This window comes from Metapseudomonas otitidis (assembly GCF_011397855.1).
GTDB lineage: Bacteria > Pseudomonadota > Gammaproteobacteria > Pseudomonadales > Pseudomonadaceae > Metapseudomonas > Metapseudomonas otitidis.
The window spans coordinates 5224479-5244842 of the sequence record NZ_AP022642.1; the positions used below are offsets into that span (position 1 = coordinate 5224479).

The window sequence follows — 20364 nt, forward strand, 5'->3', positions numbered from 1 at the left end:
ATCAACCGGGCGGCGAAGGATGGGCACTGCGTGCAAATTGATAATTATTTGCATTTGCAAGTCAAGGGACGTAAGGTGCGCCCCGACCGGACTTCGACGCCTTCTGCAGTGACATGACGAACGAGCAGGCTGCCGACGGTAAAGAATCCGTGTCCCTTTCCTTTCAAGCGCAAGGACGCGCTCCCCTCTTGGCGACTTCCGGCGGTGCGGGATAATGCCTCCCCGTGATGGAGGTGCCCTTGATGAAATGGCTGTGCGAACCCGGCGCCCTGGCGGAAGGCCAGAGCCGCGGGATGACGGTGGACGATAGGAAGCTGCTGCTGGTCCGCCGGGACGGGCAGGTCTACGCCTACGAGAATCGCTGCCCGCATCGGGGCATCCCGCTGGAATGGCAGACGGACCAGTTCCTCGATGCCAGCGGCAGCCTGATCCAGTGCGCCACCCACGGTGCGCTGTTCCTGATCGAGACCGGTGAATGCGTTACCGGCCCCTGCGTGGGCCAGGCGTTGCGCGCCCTGCCCTGCCGGGAGGACGGACAGGGCATCTGGCTGGAGGCTGCGCCTACAGCTGCAGGCTGAGGCGGCGGGTCAACACCATGCCTTCGGGGCTCAACTCCGCGCCGTAGGCCAGTACCTCCACCCCGGCCTCGTGGGCATCAGCCAGGGCCTGGGCATAGTGCGGGTCGATCTCCCGTGCCGGCCGCACGGCGTCGATGCCGGAGAGGTTCACGCAATACAGCTGCACGGCACGGGTCCCCTCCCGCGCCAGGTGCGCCAGCTCCCGCAGGTGCTTGGCACCACGGGTGGTGACTGCATCGGGGAAGGCCGCGACGGGCGTGCCCTCGAAGCCGAGGGTGACGCTCTTCACCTCGACGTAGAGCGCACCCGTGGGGTAGTCGAGGCGGAAGTCGGCACGGCTGTTCTCCACGCCATAAGCGACTTCCCGCTTCAGCGCAGTGAACCCCGCCAGTTCGGGGATCCGCCCCGCCAGCAAGGCCTCCTCCACCAGCGGGTTGGCCCGCGCGGTGTTGATGCAGGCCAGGCGGCCCTGGGGCGTCTCCACCAACTCCCAGGTACCGGGCAACTTGCGTCGGGGATCGTTGGAACGGCTGAACCACACCCGACAGCCTTCGCTCATGCAGTTGAGCATCGAACCGGTGTTCGGACAGTGGATAGTCAACTGCTCCCCCTGGGCGGTCTCGATGTCGGCCAGGAAGCGCTTGTAGCGCCGCAGCAACCGGCCCTCTTCAAGCGGCGGATCGAACCTCACGCTCGCGCCGCCCAGCTCTGCAGGCCACGGGCGATGCGCGCGACCGCCTCTTCCAGACGCGGCAGGCTCTGGGTGTAGGCGAAGCGCACGTGCTGGCCGGCCAGGTGCCGGCCGAAATCCAGGCCGGGGGTGAAGGCGACGTGCTCGGTCTCGATGAAGTGCTGGCAGAACGCATAGGCGTCCTGGGTGAAGGCCGAAACGTCTGCATATAAATAGAAGGCACCTTCCGGCTCGACGGCGATCCCGAAGCCCAGCTCGCGCAGGGCGGGCAGCAGGTAGTCGCGGCGGCAGGCGAACTCGGCGCGACGCGCCTCCAGGATCGCCAGGGTGTCCTCGCGGAAGCAGGCCAGCGCGGCGTGCTGGGCCATCGAGGGCGCACTGATGTAGAGGTTCTGCGCCAGCTTTTCCAGCTCCGGCACCGCTTCCCGCGGGGCGACCAGCCAGCCCAGGCGCCAACCGGTCATGCCGAAGTACTTGGAGAAGCTGTTGAGCACGAAGGCGTCGTCATCCACCTCCAGCACGCTGGCGGCGTCCACGCCATAGGTGAGGCCGTGGTAGATCTCGTCCACCACGAGGTGTCCGCCCAATCCCCGGAGGCTGTCGGACAGTGCCGCCAGCTCGTCCCGGTGCAGCAGGGTGCCGGTGGGGTTGGCCGGCGAGGCCACCAGGGCGCCGACGCTCTGGGCATCCCAGTGGCGCTCCACCAGGTGCGGGGTCAGTTGGTAACGGGTCTCGGGGCCCACCGGCACCAGCTGGGCCGCGCCCTCCACCAGGCGCAGGAAGTGCCGGTTGCAGGGGTAGCCGGGGTCGGCCAGCAGCCAGTGCCGGCCCGGGTCGACCAGCAGGCTCGACGCCAGCAGCAGCGCGCCCGAGCCGCCGGGGGTGATGAGGATGCGCTCGGGGTCGATGTCCAGCCCGTAGCGCTGCCCGTAGAAGCCAGCGATGGCACGGCGCAGCTCCGGCAGGCCACGGGCCGCGGTGTAGCGGGTATGCCCGGCGGCCAGCGCGGCCTGCCCGGCCTCGACGATGGGGGCGGCGGTGGTGAAGTCCGGCTCGCCGATCTCCAGGTGGATCACGTCGTGCCCTTCGGCCTGCAACTCGTTGGCGCGGGCCAGCAGCGCCATGACGTGGAAGGGTTCTATGGCACGGCTGCGTGCACTGTATGACTGGGCCATCGGCCTTCCCTCATCGACACAAAGCGCGGATTCTAACCAATGCTTCGGGACGCCCGCAGCAACCGCGATAACTGGGAGTGGCGTGGCCTGAATCGTTCTGGTAAGTTCGCCCGCTTGCAGCCGCAGGGCCGGCAGTGTCGGCGACGGACCAGCTTCCTGCGAAATGGATTAGAGAAAGTGAGAGGCGGCCATTCATGCCCACCAAAGCTAAGCAAACGAGCAGCCAACTGATCCGTGGTTTCGAGCCCTATCAGGAAACCAAGGGTGAGGAGTACATGAGCGACCGCATGCGCGCTCACTTCACCAACATCCTCAACAGGTGGAAGGTCGAGTTGATGGAAGAGGTCGACCGCACCGTCCACCACATGCAGGACGAAGCGGCCAACTTCCCCGATCCGGCCGACCGCGCCAGCCAGGAAGAAGAATTCAGCCTGGAACTGCGTGCCCGTGACCGCGAGCGCAAGCTGATCAAGAAGATCGACGAGACCCTCCAGCTGATCGAAGACAACGAGTACGGCTGGTGCGATTCCTGCGGCGTCGAGATCGGCATCCGCCGCCTCGAAGCGCGCCCCACCGCCACCCTCTGCATCGATTGCAAGACCCTGGCGGAAATCAAGGAAAAGCAACTCGGTTCCTGATCCCAGAACGGGGCGCTACGGCGCCCCGTTTCGTTTCAACAGGCTCACGCCCGCATGCCTCCGTCTTCCTACGTCGGCCGCTTCGCGCCCACCCCCAGCGGCTACCTGCACTTCGGCTCCCTGGTTGCCGCCCTCGCCTCCTACCTCGATGCCCGCGCTGTCGGCGGTCGCTGGCTGCTGCGCATGGAAGACCTGGACCCGCCCCGCGAGATGCCGGGTGCCCAGGCGGCAATCCTCTCCACGCTGGAGGCCTACGGTTTCGAATGGGACGGTGAGTTGGTGCGCCAAAGCGACCGCCACGACGCCTACGCCCAGGTGATCGACCGGCTCTTCGCCCAGGGGCTGGCCTACGCCTGCACCTGCTCGCGCAAGCAGCTCGAAGGCCATCACGGCATCTACCCCGGTTTCTGCCGCAACGCCTGCCACCCCCAGGCCGATGCGGCCATCCGCCTGCGCGTGCCGGAGCTGGTCTACCGCTTCACCGACCGGGTACAGGGCCTGTACCAGCAGCACCTGGGCCGCGAGGTGGGGGACTTCGTCATCCGCCGTCGCGACGGGCTCTATGCCTACCAGTTGGCCGTGGTGCTGGACGATGCCTGGCAAGGCATCACCGACGTGGTGCGCGGCGCCGACCTGCTGGACTCAACGCCGCGCCAACTGTACCTGCAGGAGCTGCTGGGCCTGTCGCAGCCGCGCTACCTGCACGTGCCGCTGATCATCCAGCCGGACGGCCACAAGCTCGGCAAATCCTACCGCTCGCCGCCCCTGCCGGCCGACCGTGCCACGCCGCTGCTGGCCCGCGCCCTGCGTGCCCTCGGCCAGCAGCCACCGGAAGACCTCGCCGGCGGCACGCCCCGCGAAGCCCTGGACTGGGGCATCGCCCACTGGGACGCCACGCGCATCCCCCGCACCCGCACCCTGGCCGAAGCCCAGCTGCGCTGAGCGCACTCGCACCGGCACGGGGCATTCGCTACCATCGCCGCACCCTCGATGTGAGATGCGGCATGTATATCTACCGACTGGTACTGCTCCTGGTGGTGGGGATCTACCTGTTTTCCCCGGCCATCATGGACTGGTGGATCGACCCCAACGGGGCCTGGTATCGCCCCTACCTGCTCTGGCTGATCCTGATCGTGGTGACCTTCATCCTGCAGAGTCAACGCGATGCTGACGAGCTTTAGCCTGAGCCAGCTGATCCTCATCAGCGCGGCCTACCTCTTTGCCCTGTTCGGAGTCGCCTGGTTGAGCGATCGCGGTTTCGTTCCGCGTCGCATCGTCCGCCACCCGCTCACCTACACCCTGTCCCTCGGCGTGTACGCCAGTGCCTGGGCCTTCTACGGCACGGTGGGGCTGGCCTACCAGTACGGCTACGGCTTCCTGGCCAGCTATCTGGGCATCTCCGGGGCCTTCCTGCTGGCGCCGGTGCTGCTCTACCCGATCCTGCGGATCACCCGCACCTACCAGCTCTCCTCCCTGGCCGACCTGTTCGCCTTCCGCTTCCGCAGCACCTGGGCCGGGGCGCTGACCACCCTGTTCATGCTCATCGGCGTACTGCCCCTGCTGGCCCTGCAGATCCAGGCGGTGGCCGACTCCATCGGCATCCTCACCCGCGAGCCGGTGCACGACAGGGTCGCCCTGGGCTTCTGCGCGCTGATCACGCTGTTCACCATCCTCTTCGGCGCGCGCCACATCGCCACGCGGGAGAAGCACGAGGGGCTGGTGTTCGCCATCGCCTTCGAGTCGCTGGTGAAGCTGACCGCCCTCGGTGGCATCGGCCTCTATGCGCTCTACGGCGTGTTCGGCGGACCTCACGAACTGGAGCTGTGGCTGCTGCAGAACCAGGCGGCGCTCTCGACGCTGCACACACCGCTGCAGGAAGGCCCGTGGCGCACGCTGCTGCTGGTGTTCTTCGCCTCGGCCATCGTCATGCCGCACATGTATCACATGACCTTCACGGAGAATCTCAACCCCCGCGCCATGGTCAGCGCCAGCTGGGGGCTGCCACTGTTCCTGCTGCTGATGAGCCTGGCGGTACCGCTGATCCTCTGGGCCGGCCTCAAGCTGGGCGCCACCACCAACCCGGAATACTTCACCCTGGGCCTGGGCATTGCGGTTAACAGCGATGCCCTCGCCTTGCTGGCCTACATCGGCGGGCTCTCTGCCGCCAGTGGCCTGATCATCGTGCTGACCCTGGCGCTCTCCGGCATGGCACTGAACCACCTGGTGCTGCCGCTCTACCAACCGCCGTCGGAAGGCAACATCTACCGCTGGCTGAAGTGGACCCGCCGGGCGCTGATCGTCGCCATCATCATGGCCGGCTACGGCTTCTATCTATTGCTCGGCGCCGAGCAGGACCTGTCGAACCTGGGCATCGTCGCCTTCGTCGCCACCCTGCAGTTCCTTCCTGGCGCGCTCTCGGTGCTGTACTGGCCGACGGCAAACCGCCGGGGCTTCATCGCCGGTCTGATGGCCGGCATCGGCGTGTGGATGTTCTCCATGCTGCTGCCCCTGCTGGGCAACCTGCAGGGCATCTACGTGCCGCTGTTCAACGCCATCTACGTGCTCGACGACACCAGCTGGCACATCGCGGCCATCGCCTCGCTGGCGGCCAACGTGCTGGTGTTCACCCTGGTCTCGCTGTTCACCGAGGCCAGCCCCGAGGAACGCGGGGCCGCCGAGGCCTGCGCCGTGGACAACGTGCGCCGGCCGCAACGCCGCGAACTGGTGGCGGCCTCGCCCCAGGAATTCTCCGAGCAACTGGCCAAGCCGCTGGGTGCGAAGACCGCGCAGAAGGAGGTGGAGCAGGCCCTGCGCGACCTCCACCTGCCGTTCGACGAGCGCCGCCCCTACGCCCTGCGCCGCCTGCGCGACCGCATCGAAGCCAACCTCTCCGGGCTGATGGGGCCGAGCGTGGCCCAGGACATCGTGGAGACCTTCCTCCCGTACAAATCCGGCAGCGAGGGCTACGTCACCGAGGACATCCACTTCATCGAGAGCCGCCTGGAGGACTACCACTCCCGGCTCACCGGCCTGGCCGCCGAGCTCGACGCCTTGCGCCGCTACCACCGCCGCACGCTGCAGGAACTGCCGATGGGGGTGTGCTCGCTGGCCAAGGACCAGGAGATCCTCATGTGGAACCGCGCCATGGAGGAGCTGACCGAGATTCCCGCGCAGCGCGTGGTCGGCTCGCGGCTCTCCGCCATCAGCGATCCCTGGCGGGGCCTGCTGGAAAGCTTCATCAGCCAGCCCGACGAACACCTGCATAAGCAGCGCCTGCCGCTGGAAGGCCAGGTGCGCTCGCTGAACCTGCACAAGGCCGCCATCGACGAGCCACTGGCACCCGGTAACAGTGGCCTGGTGGTACTGGTGGAAGACGTGACCGACACGCTGCTGCTGGAAGACAAGCTGGTGCACTCCGAGCGGCTGGCGTCCATCGGCCGCCTGGCCGCCGGGGTCGCCCATGAGATCGGCAACCCCATCACCGGCATCGCCTGCCTGGCGCAGAACCTGCGGGAAGAGCGCGAGGGCGACGCCGAGCTGACCGAGATCAGCGGGCAGATCCTCGAGCAAACCAAACGGGTGTCGCGCATCGTGCAGTCGCTCATGAGCTTCGCCCACGCCGGCGCCCGCCAGCAGGCCACGGAACCGGTGTGCCTGGCGGACGTCGCCCAGGAAGCCATCGGCCTGCTGTCCCTGAACAGGCGCAGCGTCGATGTGCAGTTCTTCAACCTCTGCGACCCGCACCACATCGTCGAGGGTGACCCGCAGCGCCTGGCCCAGGTGCTGATCAACCTGCTGTCCAACGCCCGCGACGCCTCGCCCGAGGGTGGTGCGATCCGCGTGCGCAGCGCCATCTCCGACCATGCCGTGGAGCTGATCGTGGAGGACGAAGGCAGCGGGATTCCCAAGGCGATCATGGACCGGCTGTTCGAGCCCTTCTTCACCACCAAGGACCCCGGCAAGGGGACCGGGCTGGGGCTTGCGCTGGTCTATTCAATCGTGGAAGAGCATTATGGCCACATCACCATAGAAAGCCCGGCCGACCCCGAGCAGCAGCGCGGCACCCGTTTCAGGGTGACACTGCCACGCTTCGCCGAAGCGCCCAGCGCTGCCATCTGAGACTGTCGAGAGAGCTGAACCGAATGCCACATATCCTGATCGTCGAAGACGAAACCATCATCCGTTCCGCCTTGCGCCGCCTGCTCGAGCGCAACCAGTACCAGGTCAGTGAAGCCGGGTCTGTCCAGGAGGCCCAGGAGCGTTACAGCATCCCCGGTTTCGACCTCATCGTCAGCGACCTGCGCCTGCCCGGCGCCCCCGGTACCGAACTGATCAAGCTGGCCCAGGGCACCCCGGTGCTGATCATGACCAGCTACGCCAGCCTGCGCTCGGCGGTGGACTCGATGAAGATGGGCGCGGTGGACTACATCGCCAAGCCCTTCGACCACGACGAGATGCTCCAGGCCGTCGCCCGCATCATCAAGGACCGCCAGGAGAACAAGGCGGCCCCTGCCGAACGTGCCCCGGCCCGCACCCAGGAGAAGAGCAGCGCACCCCAGGCCGATGGCGAAATCGGCATCATCGGCTCCTGCTCCGCCATGCAGGAGCTCTACAGCAAGATCCGCAAGGTCGCCCCCACCGACTCCACGGTGCTCATCCAGGGCGAATCCGGGACCGGCAAGGAACTGGTGGCCCGTGCCCTGCACAACCTCTCCCGCCGCGCCAAGGCGCCGATGATCTCGGTGAACTGCGCAGCCATTCCGGAAACCCTGATCGAGTCCGAACTCTTCGGTCACGAGAAAGGCGCCTTCACCGGCGCCACCGCCGGCCGCGCCGGCCTGGTGGAAGCGGCCGACGGCGGCACGCTGTTCCTCGACGAAATCGGCGAGCTGCCCCTGGAAGCCCAGGCGCGCCTGCTGCGAGTGTTGCAGGAAGGCGAGATCCGCCGTGTCGGCTCGGTCCAGTCGCAGAAGGTGGATGTGCGCCTGATTGCCGCCACCCACCGCGACCTCAAGACGCTGGCCAAGACCGGCCAGTTCCGCGAAGACCTCTATTACCGCCTCCACGTCATCTCCCTGAAGCTGCCCGCCCTGCGCGAACGCGGTAACGACGTGATCGAGATCGCCCGCGCCTTCCTGGCGCGCCAGTGCACCCGCATGGGGCGCGAAGAACTGCGCTTCGCCCACGATGCCGAACAAGCCATCCGCCACTACTCGTGGCCCGGTAACGTGCGTGAACTGGAGAACGCCATCGAGCGTGCGGTGATCCTCTGCGAGAGCCCGGATATCTCGGCAGACCTGCTGGGCATCGACATCGAGCTGGCCGACCTGGAGGACGACGACTTCCTCGACGGCCCCGCCCAGGCCACGGCCGCCAGCACCCACGAACCCACGGAAGACCTGTCCCTCGAGGACTACTTCCAGCATTTCGTCCTTGAGCACCAGGACCACATGACCGAGACCGAACTGGCCCGCAAGCTGGGCATCAGCCGCAAATGCCTGTGGGAACGCCGCCAGCGCCTGGGCATCCCCCGGCGCAAATCGGGGGCTGCCACCTCCTGACCGCCCGAGGTTGCGCGTGACCGTGGGAACGGTTAGGAGTTCCCCAGGCTGTTACCGCAAAAACCTCTCGTAACAAAAGCCGGGTGAGTCGGTAACGGAAACCCGGCTTTTTTGTACCTCACCGCCATACCCATTTTTACGCAAGTCGTTGATTTTAAAGGGTTTTCAAAAGTTGGCACGGCAACTGCTTTATCTCTGGCACAACAACAATAAAAACCGTAGTAACCCCACAACAAGAACAATACGCACCGACTCCAGCACAACAAGAACAAAACCGCGGAGGCGCAGCTAACTGATTCTTTTGGAGAGGAGTTGCCATTGGGGCTCGCCCCACGACCAGGCTGAGAACAATAAAACTGCTTACTCAGGCAGCACCCGAACTGGTTGGATCGAATGATCACGGCACCATCAGCATCCAAAGCAATCCGTTTGCTCTTGACCCTCGATTCGAGGGCATATCCAGAGATCGCGAATCTGCTGGTACGGGTCAAACAACAAGAACAGCAAGCCCGGCTCAATAATAAAAACAAAGCACGCACCAGTTTGGGGGGGAGCTTCGGCTCCCCCAGTAGCTTTGACACACTCCCGCCGCTTCCTTCACCATCCCCCCGCCCAGTGCTAGAATCCGCGCCCATCGTGCGGTCTCTCATTCGTTCCGGCCGCCCATCCCACACACAGTGCCTCCCATGCTGAAGAAGCTGATCCAGTCCTTTCGCTCTCCCCTGCGCCGCACCCAGCATCCCCGCAGCACACCTGAAGTCCTGAGCAACCGCCAGCACGCGCTGGACCGCGCGGACATCAGCCGTAACGCGGTGAACGTCGTGGAACGCCTGCAGAAGGCGGGCTACCAGGCCTACCTGGTCGGCGGCTGCGTCCGTGACCTCATGCTGGGCCTGGACCCGAAAGACTTCGACGTCGCCACCAACGCGACCCCCGAGCAGGTGCGTGCCGAGTTCCGCAATGCCCGGGTGATCGGCCGCCGCTTCAAGCTGGTCCATGTGCATTTCGGCCGGGAAATCATCGAGACCGCGACCTTCCGCGCCAACCACCCCCAGGGTGATGACGAAGACAGCAACCAGTCCTCGCGCAACGAAAGCGGCCGCATCCTGCGTGACAACGTCTACGGCAACCAGGAAGAAGACGCGCAACGCCGCGACTTCACCATCAATGCCCTCTATTACGACCCGGTCACCGAGCGCGTGCTCGACTACGCCCACGGCGTGCACGACATCCGCAACCGCCTGATCCGCCTGATCGGCGACCCCGAGCAGCGCTACCTGGAAGACCCGGTGCGCATGCTGCGAGCCGTGCGCTTCGCCGCCAAGCTGGGCTTCGAGATCGAGAAGCACAGCGCCGCACCGATCCGCCGCCTGGCCCCCATGCTGCGGGACATCCCCTCCGCACGCCTGTTCGACGAAGTCCTCAAGCTGTTCCTCGGCGGCAAGGCCGAGCGCACCTTCGAACTGCTGCTGGAGTACGACCTCTTCGCCCCGCTGTTCCCGGCGGCAGCCGCCTCCCTGGAGCGCGACCCCGAGTACGCTGGCGCCCTGATCCGCCAGGCCCTGGCCAACACCGACGAGCGCATCCGCCTCGGCAAGCCGGTCACCCCGGCCTTCCTCTTCGCCGCCCTGCTCTGGCCGGCCCTGCCCGTCCGTGCCGCCTTGCTGCAGGAAAAGGGCATGCCGCCGATCCCGGCGATCCAGGAAGCCGCCCACGGCCTGATCCTCGAACAGTGCCAGCGCACCGCCATTCCCAAGCGCTTCACCATCCCGATCCGCGAGATCTGGGACATGCAGGAACGCCTGCCCCGCCGCAGCGGCAAGCGTGCCGACCTGCTGCTGGAGAACCCCCGCTTCCGCGCCGGCTACGACTTCCTCCTGCTGCGTGAAAGCGCGGGCGAGGAAACCGGCGGCCTGGGCGACTGGTGGACCGACTACCAGGACGCCAGCGACAGCGAACGCCGCGCCATGATCCGCGACCTCAGCAGCCGCGACGAAGGCGGTGCCGCACCGCGCAAGCGTCGCCGTGGCGGCGGTCGTCGCAAGCGCGGCCCCCGCAGCGAAGGCAGCGCCCCGGCTGGCGAATAAGATGGAGCGCGTCTACATCGGGCTGGGCAGCAACCTGTCGGACCCGGCCAGCCAGCTGCGCAATGCCCTGGCGGCCCTGGCCGCCCTCCCCGGCACGCAGCTCAGCGCCGTCTCGTCCCTCTACAGCAGCGACCCCCTCGGGCCACCGGACCAGCCCCGCTACAGCAATGCCGTTGCCGCGCTGGACACCGACCTCGCCCCCCTGGACCTGCTCGACGCCCTGCAGGCCATCGAACTGTCCCAGGGGCGGGTACGCAAGGACGAGCGCTGGGGCCCGCGCACCCTCGACCTGGACATCCTGCTGTTCGGCCAGCGGCAGATCGACGAGCCGCGCCTGCAGGTCCCCCACTACCACATGCACGCCCGCGCCTTCGTGCTGTATCCCCTGGCCGAGATCGCACCCGACCTGCAACTGCCCGACGGCCGGCCGCTCCAGGCCCTGCTGGACGCCTGCCCCTACGCCGGGCTGGAGCGCATCGAGGGCCTTTCCGCGCTGGCGGTAACGCCGTAACAGCTCGGTAACACCTGCAATTGACACCATGCCCCCCCATCGGGACTATAAGCGTCCCGTTGCCCCGTACCGGTGCAGAATCGGTACCGATGAGGACGTTTTCATGCCTGATGTGACCCTGACCACCCTTCAAGAGCTGAAGCAGAAAGGCGAGAAAATCGCCATGCTCACGGCCTACGACGCGACCTTCGCCCAGGCCGCCAGCCAGGCGGGCGCCGACGTCCTGCTGGTGGGCGATTCCCTCGGCATGGTCCTCCAGGGCCATGACAGCACCCTGCCCGTCAGCGTCGCCGACATGGCCTACCACACCGCCGCCGTGAAGCGTGGCAACCAGGGTTCGCTGATCATCACCGACCTGCCGTTCATGGCCTACGCCACCCTGGAGCAGACCTTCGCCAACTGCGCCGCGCTGATGCAGGCCGGTGCGCACATGGTCAAGCTCGAAGGCGCTGCCTGGCTCGCCGAGCCCATCCGCCTGCTGTCCGAACGCGGCATCCCGGTCTGCGCCCACCTCGGCCTCACCCCCCAGGCGGTGAACATCCTCGGTGGCTACAAGGTGCAGGGCCGCCAGGAAGCCCAGGCGCGCCAGCTGCGTGCCGACGCCATGGCCCTGGAACAGGCCGGTGCCGCCATGCTGCTGCTGGAATGCGTGCCCAGCGAACTGGCCGCTGAAATCACCCAGTCGGTGAAGATCCCGGTCATCGGCATCGGCGCCGGCAGCGCCACCGACGGCCAGGTGCTGGTCCTGCACGACATGCTCGGCCTGTCCCTCACCGGCCGCACGCCCAAGTTCGTGAAGAATTTCATGGAAGGCCAGACCAGCATCCAGGGCGCCCTCGCCGCCTACGTCCGCGCCGTCAAGGACGTCACCTTCCCCGCCGCCGAGCACGGATTCGCCGCATGATCACCGTCAAGACCGTCCGTGAACTGCGCGCGGCCGTCGCCCGTGCCCGCAGCGAAGGCAAGCGCATCGGCTTCGTGCCCACCATGGGCAACCTGCACTCGGGCCATGTCGCCCTGGTGGAGAAGGCCAGCCAGCGCGCCGACTTCGTGATCGCCAGCATCTTCGTCAACCCGCTGCAGTTCGGCCCCAGCGAAGACCTCGCCAAATACCCGCGCACCCTCGCCGCCGACCAGGAGAAGCTGGTGGCCGCCGGTTGCCACCTGCTGTTCCACCCCGACGTGGAAGAGATGTACCCCGACGGCATGGACGGCCAGACCCGCGTCAACGTCCCCCTCGTTTCCGAGGGCCTGTGTGGCGCCAGTCGCCCGGGCCACTTCGAAGGCGTCGCCACGGTGGTCAGCAAGCTGTTCAACATGGTCCAGCCGGACCTGGCCGTGTTCGGCGAGAAGGACTTCCAGCAGCTGGCGGTGATCCGCAAGCTGGTGCGCGACCTGAACATGCCCATCCAGATCATCGGCGAGCCCACCGTCCGTGCCGAAGACGGCCTCGCGCTGTCCTCCCGCAACGGCTACCTGGACGCTGCCCAGCGCGCCATCGCCCCGACCCTCTACGCCACCCTGCGCCAGCTGGCCGAGGGCGTCCGCGCCGGTCGCAGCGACCATGCCGCTCTGCTGGAGGAAGGCCTTGGCGCCCTCGCCGGCGCCGGTCTGCGTCCCGACTACCTGGAGCTGCGCGAATCGCATACCCTGCGCACCGCCCAGCCCGGCGACCGTCACCTGGTGCTCCTCGCCGCGGCCTACCTCGGTAACACCCGGCTGATCGACAACCTCGCCTTCAACCTCGACGACAACGCCTGACCCGTGCAGGGCCCCGTCCGAGGGCCCACCGGATAAACAAGGAAAACGCCATGCACGCCATCATGCTCAAGGCCAAGCTGCACCGTGCCGAAGTCACCCATGCCGTCCTCGACTACGAAGGCTCCTGCGCCATCGACGGCGAGTGGCTCGACCTCGCCGGCATCCGCGAGTACGAGCAGATCCAGATCTACAACGTCGACAACGGCGAGCGCTTCACCACCTACGCCATCCGTGGCGAGAACGGCTCGCGGATGATCTCGGTCAACGGCGCCGCCGCGCACAAGGCTAAGGTGGGCGACCGCGTCATCATCTGCGCCTACGCCCATTACAGCGAGGCCGAGCTGGCCAACTTCAAGCCGCGCATGCTGTACATGGCCCCGGGCAACGAGCTCAGCCACACCAGCAATGCGATTCCCGTCCAGGTGGCCTGACGCCCACACGCTAGACTCCAAGCCCGGAACACTCCGGGCTTTTTAGTGTTCATACCCTCGATCACTGTTTGAAAGGCACCTCATGAACCACCACCTGACACCGCTCGACGTCACCCGCCTGGACAGCTGGAGCGCCCTGCGCGCGCACCGCGAGGAACTCGCCGGGTTCAGCATGCGCCAGGCCTTCCAAGATGATGCCGAGCGCTTCAAGCGCTTCAGCCTCAGCGCCTGCGGCCTGCTGCTGGACTACTCGAAGAACCTGGTGCGCCCCGACACCCTCGCCCTGCTGGTGAAGCTCGCCGAGGAAGCCCAGCTGGGCGAAGCCATCCAGGCCATGTTCCGCGGCGAGATGATCAACGCCTCCGAGCGACGCCCGGTGCTGCACACCGCGCTGCGCCGGCCCATCGGCGACAAGGTGCGGGTGGACGGCAAGGACGTGATGCCCGAGGTGCACCGCGTGCTGCACCAGATGACCGAGCTGGTCGGCTACGTGCACAACGGCCTGTGGCGCGGCTACACCGAGAAGCCCATCACCGACGTGGTGAACATCGGCATCGGTGGCTCCTTCCTCGGCCCGCAGCTGGTGTCCGAAGCGCTGCTGCCGTTCGCCCAGAAGGGCGTGCGCTGCCACTACCTGGCCAACGTCGACGGCAGCGAATTCCGCGAGCTGGCCTGCAAGCTCAACGCCGAGACCACCCTGTTCATCGTCTCCAGCAAGTCCTTCGGCACCCTGGAGACCCTGAAGAACGCCCAGGCCGCCCGCGCCTGGTACCTGGCCCAGGGCGGCAGTGAGCAGGAGCTGTACCGCCACTTCATCGCCGTCTCCAGCAACAAGGAGGCCGCGCTGGCCTTCGGCATCCGCGAAGAGAACATCTTCCCGATGTGGGACTGGGTCGGCGGGCGCTACTCGCTGTGGTCGGCCATCGGCCTGCCGATCGCCATGTCCATCGGCATCTCCAACTTCAAGGAGCTGCTGTCCGGCGCCTACAGCATGGACCAGCACTTCCAGACCGCCCCCTTCGAACGCAACATCCCGGTCATCCTCGGCCTGCTCGGCGTCTGGTACAACGACTTCTGGGGCGCCCGCAGCCATGCGGTCCTGCCCTATGACTACTACCTGCGCAACTTCACCGACCACCTGCAGCAGCTGGACATGGAGTCCAACGGCAAGAGCGTGCGCCAGGACGGCACCCCGGTGACCGCCGGCACCGGCCCGGTGATCTGGGGCGGCGTCGGCTGCAACGGCCAGCACGCCTACCACCAGCTGCTGCACCAGGGCACCCACCTGATCCCGGCGGACTTCATCGTCCCGGTGTCCAGCTACAACCCGGTGGCCGACCACCACCAGTGGCTGTTCGCCAACTGCCTGTCTCAGAGCCAGGCGATGATGCTCGGCAAATCCCGAGAGGAGGCCGAGAACGAACTGCGCGCCAAGGGCCTGGACGAAGCCGAAGTGCAGCGCCTCGCGCCGCACAAGGTCATCCCCGGCAACCGCCCCAGCAACACCCTGGTGATGGAGCGCATCAGCCCCCGTCGCCTGGGCGCGCTGATCGCCATGTACGAGCACAAGGTGTACGTGCAGAGCGTGCTGTGGGGCATCAACGCCTTCGACCAGTGGGGCGTGGAACTGGGCAAGGAGCTGGGCAAGGCGGTCTACTCGCGCCTGGTGGGCAGCGAAGAGAACCCCGCCGAGGACGGCTCCACCCAGGGCCTGATCGACTTCTTCCGCGGCCGTCACCGCGGTTGATCGAAGCACCCCGCCGCCCAGCGCGGCGGGGTGTCAGCGGCAAAAGCGCTCGCGGTACTCGCTGGGCGTTACCCCCAGGGCCTGGACGAAGGCGCGGCGCAGGTTGTACTCACTGCCGAAGCCGGTTTCCAGCGCCACCCGCTTCAACGCCCCCTCCCCCGCCTCCAGCAACCGACAGGCCTTCTCCAGCCGCAGCTGCAGCACCAGCCGCGCCGGCGTTATCCCCAGCTCATCCAGACAATGCCGGTGCAGCGTGCGGGACGACACCGCCATCTGCGCCGCCAGCGTCTCCACATCCAGCGCCTCCCGCAGGTGCCCCCGCACCCAGTCCGCCAGCCGCTCCGCCAGTCTGCCCTGCCGGGCTTGCTGGGCCAGCAGCTCCGCACTGAACTGGCGCTGGCCACCCGGGCGCCGCAGGTACATCACCAGCCCCTTGGCCACCTGCAATGACAGCTCACGGCCGTGATCCGCCTCCACCAGGGCCAGGCACAGGTCCATGCCCGCCGTGACGCCGGCCGAGCTGTAGATGCGGCCCGCCTCCACGAAGAGAGACTCCTGCAGCACCTGCAACCGAGGGAACAGGCGCTGCAGCAGCTCGGCATAGCGCCAGTGGGTCACCACCGGCCGCCCGTCCAGCAAGCCTGCCTGGGCCAAGAGGAAGGCCCCGGTGCACACCGAGCCGCAACGCGCGGCGGCAGGCGCCACAGCGGCCAGCCAGCGCGCCAGCGCGCCCCCACCCATCGCGCGCTGCACGCCATGCCCACCCGCCACCAGCAGCGTTGCCCCGGCCAGCTCATCGGCCGCCGGCAGGGGCTCCGTCATCAGCGCCAGGCCCGTGCTGGAGCGCACCAGCCCGCCCTCGGGCGACAGCAGCCTGAGGGCATAGCCCTCGCCCTTGGGCAGCGCCTCGCTGGCCGCCGCGAACACCTCTGCCGGCCCGGTCGCATCGAGCAGCTGAAAGTCCGGAAACACCACGAGCGCCACCTGATGGCCGGCCATGTCACACACCTCGGAACAGACAGAAAAAGTTGGCAGATATTCACCCATCGACGTCATTCACGACAGCCCGCCGATCCGCAGACTGTGACCCACTGACGGAGAACGCCCATGCGCACCCTGCTGCTCATCCTCGCGAGCCTGCTGTTACCCACCCCGGCCCTGGCGGACGACGCCCTGCCGCCCTACCACCCCCGCTTCGGGCGTACGCAGCCGGTGATCGTCGTGGTCGCCGAGAACGGCATGACCGAACTGGTGGATCTCCTCGTGCCCTTCTCGGTACTCAGCCGCGCCCAGGTGGGCGAGGTGATCGTCCTGTCCACCCAGCCCGGCCCCGTGCAGCTGATGCCGGCACTGCGGATGCGCGCCCAGGCCACCGTCGATGCCTTCGAACAGCGCTACCCGGACGGGGCGGACTACCTCATCGTCCCTGCCGTGCACCACAGCGACGACCCGCGCCTCACCCGCTTCGTCACCGAACAGGCGGCACGGGGCGCCACCGTCGTCGGCATCTGCGATGGCGTGCTGGTGCTAGGCCAGGCCGGCCTGCTGGAGGGCCGTAGAGCCACCGGGCACTGGTACTCCCGCGACGAACGGCAGGCCGACTTCCCGCGCACCCAGTGGCAGGAGGACCGCCGCTACCTGGCCGACGGCAACCTCGTCACCACCTCAGGCGTCAGCGCCGCACTACCCGCCTCCCTGGCCCTGGTGGCAGCCATCGCCGGGGACGAAAAGGCCCACGCCGTCGGCCGCGAGATCGGTGTGGAGCGCTGGTCCGCCGAGCACCACAGCCTCGGCTTCGCCCTCGGCACCCGGGGCTACCTGACCGCCGCCGGCAACTGGCTGCTGCCCTGGCGCCAGGAGACCCTGGCCGTGACGCTGGCCCCCGGGATGGACGAGGCGACCCTGGCGCTGCAGGTGGATGCCTGGGCCCGGACCTTCCGCACCCGCGTGGTGGGCAGCGCCGGCACGCCCGTCACCAGTCTCCACGGCCTGGAACTGCTGCCTGATACCGCCGAAGCCGAGGACACCGTCGAACTGCCTGCCCCCCAGGCCCTGCCCGGCGCCGTACTGGACGAAGCCCTGCAGGCCATCGACGCACGCTACGGCAGCGCCACTGCAGACCTGGTCGCAGCCCAGCTGGAATATCCCTACAAGCCCCTTCGCGCCCCTTGAAGGCGGCCCGGCGTTGCAGGCAACCTTGTCGCCATCTCGGCAAACAACAACAAGGAATTCGCCATGTACGAGATCAGCCTTCACCCCGTGCCTGAAGACGTGCGCCAACGCGCCCATATCGACAACGACACCTACCAGCGCCTCTACCGCCAGTCCGTGGACGAGCCCCAGGCCTTCTGGAGCGAGCAGGCCACCCGCTTCCTCCACTGGTTCAAACCCTGGGACGAGCTGCACCACAGCGACCTCGCCAAGGGCGAAGCGCGCTGGTTCAAGGGCGGCAAGCTGAACGTCGCCTACAACTGCATCGACCGCCACCTGGACACCCGCGCCGAGCAGATCGCGATCATCTGGGAAGGCGACAACCCCACCGAATCCGCCCACATCACCTACCGCAAGCTGCACAGCAACGTCTGCCGCCTGGCCAACGTGCTCAAGGCGCGGGGCGTGAAGAAGGGGGACCGGGTGTGCATCTACATGCCGATGGTGCCCGAGGCCGCCTACGCCATGCTGGCCTGCGCCCGCATCGGTGCCGTGCATTCGGTGGTGTTCGGCGGCTTCTCCCCGGATTCCCTGCGCGACCGCATCCTCGATGCCGACTGCCGTGCCGTGATCACCGCCGACGAAGGCGTGCGCGGCGGCAAGTACGTGCCGCTGAAGCAGAACGTCGACAAGGCGCTGAAGGAGTGCCCGGACGTGTCCACCGTGGTCGTGGTGCAACGCACCCAGGGCGAGGTGGGCTGGGTGGAAGGCCGCGACCTCTGGTACCACGAAGCCCTGCAAGGCGCCGCCGAGGCCTGCGAACCGGAATGGATGGACGCCGAAGACCCGCTGTTCATCCTCTACACCTCCGGCTCCACCGGCAAACCCAAGGGCGTGCTGCACACCACCGGCGGCTACCTGCTGGGCGCGGCAATGACCCACAAGTACGTGTTCGACTACCACGAGGGTGACATCTACTGGTGCACCGCCGACGTCGGCTGGGTCACCGGCCACAGCTACATCGTCTACGGCCCGCTGGCCAACGGCGCCACCACCCTGGTGTTCGAGGGCGTGCCCAGCTACCCGGATGCCTCGCGCTTCTGGCAGGTGATCGACAAGCACAAGGTCAACATCTTCTACACCGCGCCCACTGCCCTGCGCGCCCTCATGCGCGAAGGCGAGGAGCCGGTGCGCCGCACCGACCGCAGCAGCCTGCGCCTGCTCGGCAGCGTCGGCGAGCCGATCAACCCGGAAGCCTGGGAGTGGTACTACAACGTGGTCGGCGAGCGCCGCTGCCCCATCGTCGACACCTGGTGGCAGACCGAGACCGGCAGCATCCTCATCACCCCCCTGCCCGGCGCCACCGCCCTCAAGCCCGGTTCCGCCACCCGGCCGTTCTTCGGCGTGCAGCCGGTGCTGCTGGATGAGAAGGGCCACGAGATCGAAGGCCCCGGCTCCGGCGTCCTGGCCATCAAGGCCAGCTGGCCGAGCCAGATCCGCACCGTCTACGGCGACCACAAGCGGATGATCGAGACCTACTTCTCCGCCTACCCCGGCTACTACTTCACCGGCGACGGCGCCCGCCGCGACGAGGACGGCTACTACTGGATCACCGGCCGCGTCGACGACGTGATCAACGTCTCCGGCCACCGCATCGGCACCGCCGAAGTGGAAAGCGCCCTGGTGCTGCACGACGCCGTGGCCGAGGCCGCCGTGGTGGGTTACCCCCACGACCTCAAGGGCCAGGGCATCTATGCCTTCGTCACCCCGATGAAGGGGCTGGAGCCCAGCGAGGAGTTGAAGAAGGAACTGCTCGCCCTGGTCAGCAAGGAGATCGGCAGCTTCGCCAAGCCCGAACTGATCCAGTGGGCCCCCGGCCTGCCCAAGACCCGCTCCGGCAAAATCATGCGGCGCATCCTGCGCAAGATCGCCTGCAACGAGCTGGAGAACCTGGGCGACACTTCGACCCTGGCCGACCCTTCGGTGGTGCAGAACCTGATCGACGCCCGCCTCAACCGCTGACCCCACGCCACCCGCGCCCGGCCGTCGCGAGGCGGCCGGGCGTTTTCATTCCAGGCACCAGGCCTGCGACATGCCGCTGCTTGTAGCGGAGCGCGAGTACGCTGTAGCGTTGCCCGCCATGAACCTCATACGCACCCGCATCGAACGCCAGATCCACAGCCTCACCGGCGCCTCCCTGGGCCTGCTCGACCTGGAGAACCCCAGGGGCGACCCCGGCCTGTTCGGCCCCGAATCCGTGGTCTGGCGGGTACACGGCGACTTCACCTCGATGATGACCGGCGGCATCAGTGCCCTGCTGCTGCAGATGCTGCACCCCCTGGCGCTGGCCGGCGTGTGGGACCACTCCAACTTCCGCGAGGACATGCTCGGCCGCCTGCGCCGCACCAGCCTGTTCATCTCCGGTACCACCTATGCCGGCCGCGAGGACGCCGAGCGGCTGATCGAGAAGGTGAAGACCATCCACCTGCAGGTAACGGGTACCGCCCCGGATGGCCGGCCCTATGCCGCCAGCGATCCCGACCTGCTGACCTGGGTGCACGTGGCGGAAGTCAGCTGTTTCCTACAGGGCTACCTGGCCTACCTCGACCCGACCCTCTCCCCAGCCGACCAGGACCGCTACTACGACGAGATCGCCCTGGTGGCCGAGCGTCTGGGCGCCCGCGACGTGCCGCGCTCGCGCCAGGCCATCGCCGCCTACCTGGAGCGGATGCGCCCGCAGCTGCTGTGCGACGACCGCACCCGCGAGGTGGTCCGCCTGCTGCGCAACGCCCCGGCCCCCAGCGCCCTGGCCAAGCCGGTCGGCCACCTGATGATGCAGGGCGGGATCGCCCTGCTGCCCGACTGGGCACAAAGGCTGCTGGGCCTGGAACTGCCCGCCTGGCAGCGACCGCTGGTGCACAGCGGCGTGCAACGCACCGCCTCCATGGTGCGCTGGGCCATGCGCGACAGCGCCGCGCTCAAAGCCCGTCGGCGCATGGGGCTGCCCACGTACTGAGTGACTGGTTGGCGCAC

18 protein-coding genes are annotated in these 20364 nt (G+C 67.4%); 15 read left to right on the plus strand and 3 right to left on the minus strand.

From position 1 onward, the window contains the following. Nucleotides 1-242: 242 nt before the first annotated feature. The gene (locus PotMrB4_RS24225) at nucleotides 243-578 is read left to right on the plus strand and encodes a Rieske (2Fe-2S) protein (protein ID WP_172434683.1); all 336 of its coding nucleotides are present in this window, start codon (nucleotides 243-245) and stop codon (nucleotides 576-578) included. Here PotMrB4_RS24225 and sfsA read toward each other — a convergent pair. After that, nucleotides 562-1269, minus strand: coding sequence for a DNA/RNA nuclease SfsA (sfsA, locus tag PotMrB4_RS24230; protein WP_044403323.1), 708 nt, complete (start codon nucleotides 1267-1269; stop codon nucleotides 562-564). The two genes, PotMrB4_RS24225 and sfsA, sit on opposite strands and share 17 nt — an antisense overlap. After that, nucleotides 1266-2444: a pyridoxal phosphate-dependent aminotransferase gene (locus tag PotMrB4_RS24235; RefSeq protein WP_172434684.1), complete on the minus strand. Its 1179-nt coding sequence runs from the start codon at nucleotides 2442-2444 to the stop codon at nucleotides 1266-1268. The genes sfsA and PotMrB4_RS24235 overlap by 4 nt, the downstream gene beginning before the upstream one ends. A gap of 194 nt (nucleotides 2445-2638) precedes the next feature. Here PotMrB4_RS24235 and dksA point away from each other — a divergent pair, with 194 nt between their 5' ends. The 11 genes from dksA (at nucleotide 2639) to pgi (ending at nucleotide 15180) form a co-directional block, all read left to right on the plus strand. Continuing rightward, nucleotides 2639-3082: an RNA polymerase-binding protein DksA gene (dksA, locus tag PotMrB4_RS24240; protein WP_044403327.1), complete on the plus strand. Its 444-nt coding sequence runs from the start codon at nucleotides 2639-2641 to the stop codon at nucleotides 3080-3082. Nucleotides 3083-3136: 54 nt separating this feature from the next. Next, entirely contained in the window at nucleotides 3137-4024 is an 888-nt protein-coding gene (gluQRS, locus tag PotMrB4_RS24245) for a tRNA glutamyl-Q(34) synthetase GluQRS (RefSeq protein ID WP_172434685.1), read from the plus strand. A 62-nt stretch (nucleotides 4025-4086) separates the two neighbouring features. After that, entirely contained in the window at nucleotides 4087-4263 is a 177-nt protein-coding gene (locus tag PotMrB4_RS24250) for a hypothetical protein (protein WP_003095129.1), read from the plus strand. Then, nucleotides 4247-7201, plus strand: a complete 2955-nt coding sequence (locus PotMrB4_RS24255) for a sensor histidine kinase (protein ID WP_044403331.1) — start codon at nucleotides 4247-4249, stop codon at nucleotides 7199-7201. The genes PotMrB4_RS24250 and PotMrB4_RS24255 overlap by 17 nt, the downstream gene beginning before the upstream one ends. Nucleotides 7202-7224: 23 nt before the next feature. Beyond that, nucleotides 7225-8643, plus strand: a complete 1419-nt coding sequence (locus tag PotMrB4_RS24260; protein WP_172434686.1) for a sigma-54-dependent transcriptional regulator — start codon at nucleotides 7225-7227, stop codon at nucleotides 8641-8643. Nucleotides 8644-9329: 686 nt separating this feature from the next. Continuing rightward, nucleotides 9330-10730 (plus strand): polynucleotide adenylyltransferase PcnB, encoded by a 1401-nt coding sequence (locus PotMrB4_RS24265; RefSeq protein WP_044403335.1) that lies wholly within the window; start codon nucleotides 9330-9332, stop codon nucleotides 10728-10730. Between the two features lies 1 nt (nucleotide 10731). Next, nucleotides 10732-11241 carry a 2-amino-4-hydroxy-6-hydroxymethyldihydropteridine diphosphokinase gene (gene folK / locus PotMrB4_RS24270; RefSeq protein ID WP_069561616.1) on the plus strand — a complete coding sequence of 170 codons (510 nt, stop codon included), beginning with the start codon at nucleotides 10732-10734 and terminating at the stop codon, nucleotides 11239-11241. Nucleotides 11242-11344: 103 nt separating this feature from the next. Continuing rightward, a complete protein-coding gene (gene panB / locus PotMrB4_RS24275; protein WP_172434687.1) occupies nucleotides 11345-12145 on the plus strand; it encodes a 3-methyl-2-oxobutanoate hydroxymethyltransferase in 801 nt (266 codons plus the stop codon). Then, nucleotides 12142-13002 carry a pantoate--beta-alanine ligase gene (gene panC / locus PotMrB4_RS24280; RefSeq protein ID WP_172434688.1) on the plus strand — a complete coding sequence of 287 codons (861 nt, stop codon included), beginning with the start codon at nucleotides 12142-12144 and terminating at the stop codon, nucleotides 13000-13002. Before panB ends, panC begins: the two co-directional genes overlap by 4 nt. A gap of 50 nt (nucleotides 13003-13052) precedes the next feature. Then, nucleotides 13053-13433: an aspartate 1-decarboxylase gene (panD, locus tag PotMrB4_RS24285; RefSeq protein WP_003457244.1), complete on the plus strand. Its 381-nt coding sequence runs from the start codon at nucleotides 13053-13055 to the stop codon at nucleotides 13431-13433. Between the two features lie 82 nt (nucleotides 13434-13515). Beyond that, the gene (gene pgi, locus PotMrB4_RS24290; protein ID WP_074974084.1) at nucleotides 13516-15180 is read left to right on the plus strand and encodes a glucose-6-phosphate isomerase; all 1665 of its coding nucleotides are present in this window, start codon (nucleotides 13516-13518) and stop codon (nucleotides 15178-15180) included. Between the two features lie 33 nt (nucleotides 15181-15213). On the opposite strand, the gene PotMrB4_RS24295 is transcribed toward pgi, so the two are convergent. After that, nucleotides 15214-16179: a GlxA family transcriptional regulator gene (locus PotMrB4_RS24295; RefSeq protein WP_172434689.1), complete on the minus strand. Its 966-nt coding sequence runs from the start codon at nucleotides 16177-16179 to the stop codon at nucleotides 15214-15216. 108 nt (nucleotides 16180-16287) lie between these two features. Here PotMrB4_RS24295 and PotMrB4_RS24300 point away from each other — a divergent pair, with 108 nt between their 5' ends. The 3 genes from PotMrB4_RS24300 (at nucleotide 16288) to PotMrB4_RS24310 (ending at nucleotide 20347) form a co-directional block, all read left to right on the plus strand. Beyond that, on the plus strand, nucleotides 16288-17352 hold the full coding sequence (locus PotMrB4_RS24300) for a DJ-1/PfpI family protein (RefSeq protein ID WP_172434690.1): 1065 nt from the start codon (nucleotides 16288-16290) through the stop codon (nucleotides 17350-17352). Nucleotides 17353-17415: 63 nt separating this feature from the next. Next, nucleotides 17416-19353 (plus strand): acetate--CoA ligase, encoded by a 1938-nt coding sequence (gene acs / locus PotMrB4_RS24305; RefSeq protein WP_160481787.1) that lies wholly within the window; start codon nucleotides 17416-17418, stop codon nucleotides 19351-19353. A gap of 118 nt (nucleotides 19354-19471) precedes the next feature. Then, nucleotides 19472-20347 carry an oxygenase MpaB family protein gene (locus PotMrB4_RS24310; protein ID WP_172435148.1) on the plus strand — a complete coding sequence of 292 codons (876 nt, stop codon included), beginning with the start codon at nucleotides 19472-19474 and terminating at the stop codon, nucleotides 20345-20347. Nucleotides 20348-20364 lie beyond the last annotated feature (17 nt).

Excerpts from the sequence above, each read along its gene's own strand:
- pgi (WP_074974084.1), top strand. The coding sequence starts at position 13,516 with ATGAACCACCACCTGACACCGCTCGACGTCACCCGCCTGGACAGCTGG.
- PotMrB4_RS24300 (WP_172434690.1), top strand. The coding sequence starts at position 16,288 with ATGCGCACCCTGCTGCTCATCCTCGCGAGCCTGCTGTTACCCACCCCG.
- PotMrB4_RS24295 (WP_172434689.1), bottom strand. The coding sequence starts at position 16,179 with ATGGCCGGCCATCAGGTGGCGCTCGTGGTGTTTCCGGACTTTCAGCTG.
- PotMrB4_RS24255 (WP_044403331.1), top strand. The coding sequence starts at position 4,247 with ATGCTGACGAGCTTTAGCCTGAGCCAGCTGATCCTCATCAGCGCGGCC.
- PotMrB4_RS24310 (WP_172435148.1), top strand. The coding sequence starts at position 19,472 with ATGAACCTCATACGCACCCGCATCGAACGCCAGATCCACAGCCTCACC.
- PotMrB4_RS24265 (WP_044403335.1), top strand. The coding sequence starts at position 9,330 with ATGCTGAAGAAGCTGATCCAGTCCTTTCGCTCTCCCCTGCGCCGCACC.
- PotMrB4_RS24260 (WP_172434686.1), top strand. The coding sequence starts at position 7,225 with ATGCCACATATCCTGATCGTCGAAGACGAAACCATCATCCGTTCCGCC.
- panD (WP_003457244.1), top strand. The coding sequence starts at position 13,053 with ATGCACGCCATCATGCTCAAGGCCAAGCTGCACCGTGCCGAAGTCACC.
- acs (WP_160481787.1), top strand. The coding sequence starts at position 17,416 with ATGTACGAGATCAGCCTTCACCCCGTGCCTGAAGACGTGCGCCAACGC.
- panC (WP_172434688.1), top strand. The coding sequence starts at position 12,142 with ATGATCACCGTCAAGACCGTCCGTGAACTGCGCGCGGCCGTCGCCCGT.
- PotMrB4_RS24225 (WP_172434683.1), top strand. The coding sequence starts at position 243 with ATGAAATGGCTGTGCGAACCCGGCGCCCTGGCGGAAGGCCAGAGCCGC.
- gluQRS (WP_172434685.1), top strand. The coding sequence starts at position 3,137 with ATGCCTCCGTCTTCCTACGTCGGCCGCTTCGCGCCCACCCCCAGCGGC.
- PotMrB4_RS24235 (WP_172434684.1), bottom strand. The coding sequence starts at position 2,444 with ATGGCCCAGTCATACAGTGCACGCAGCCGTGCCATAGAACCCTTCCAC.
- dksA (WP_044403327.1), top strand. The coding sequence starts at position 2,639 with ATGCCCACCAAAGCTAAGCAAACGAGCAGCCAACTGATCCGTGGTTTC.
- panB (WP_172434687.1), top strand. The coding sequence starts at position 11,345 with ATGCCTGATGTGACCCTGACCACCCTTCAAGAGCTGAAGCAGAAAGGC.
- PotMrB4_RS24250 (WP_003095129.1), top strand. The coding sequence starts at position 4,087 with ATGTATATCTACCGACTGGTACTGCTCCTGGTGGTGGGGATCTACCTG.
- folK (WP_069561616.1), top strand. The coding sequence starts at position 10,732 with ATGGAGCGCGTCTACATCGGGCTGGGCAGCAACCTGTCGGACCCGGCC.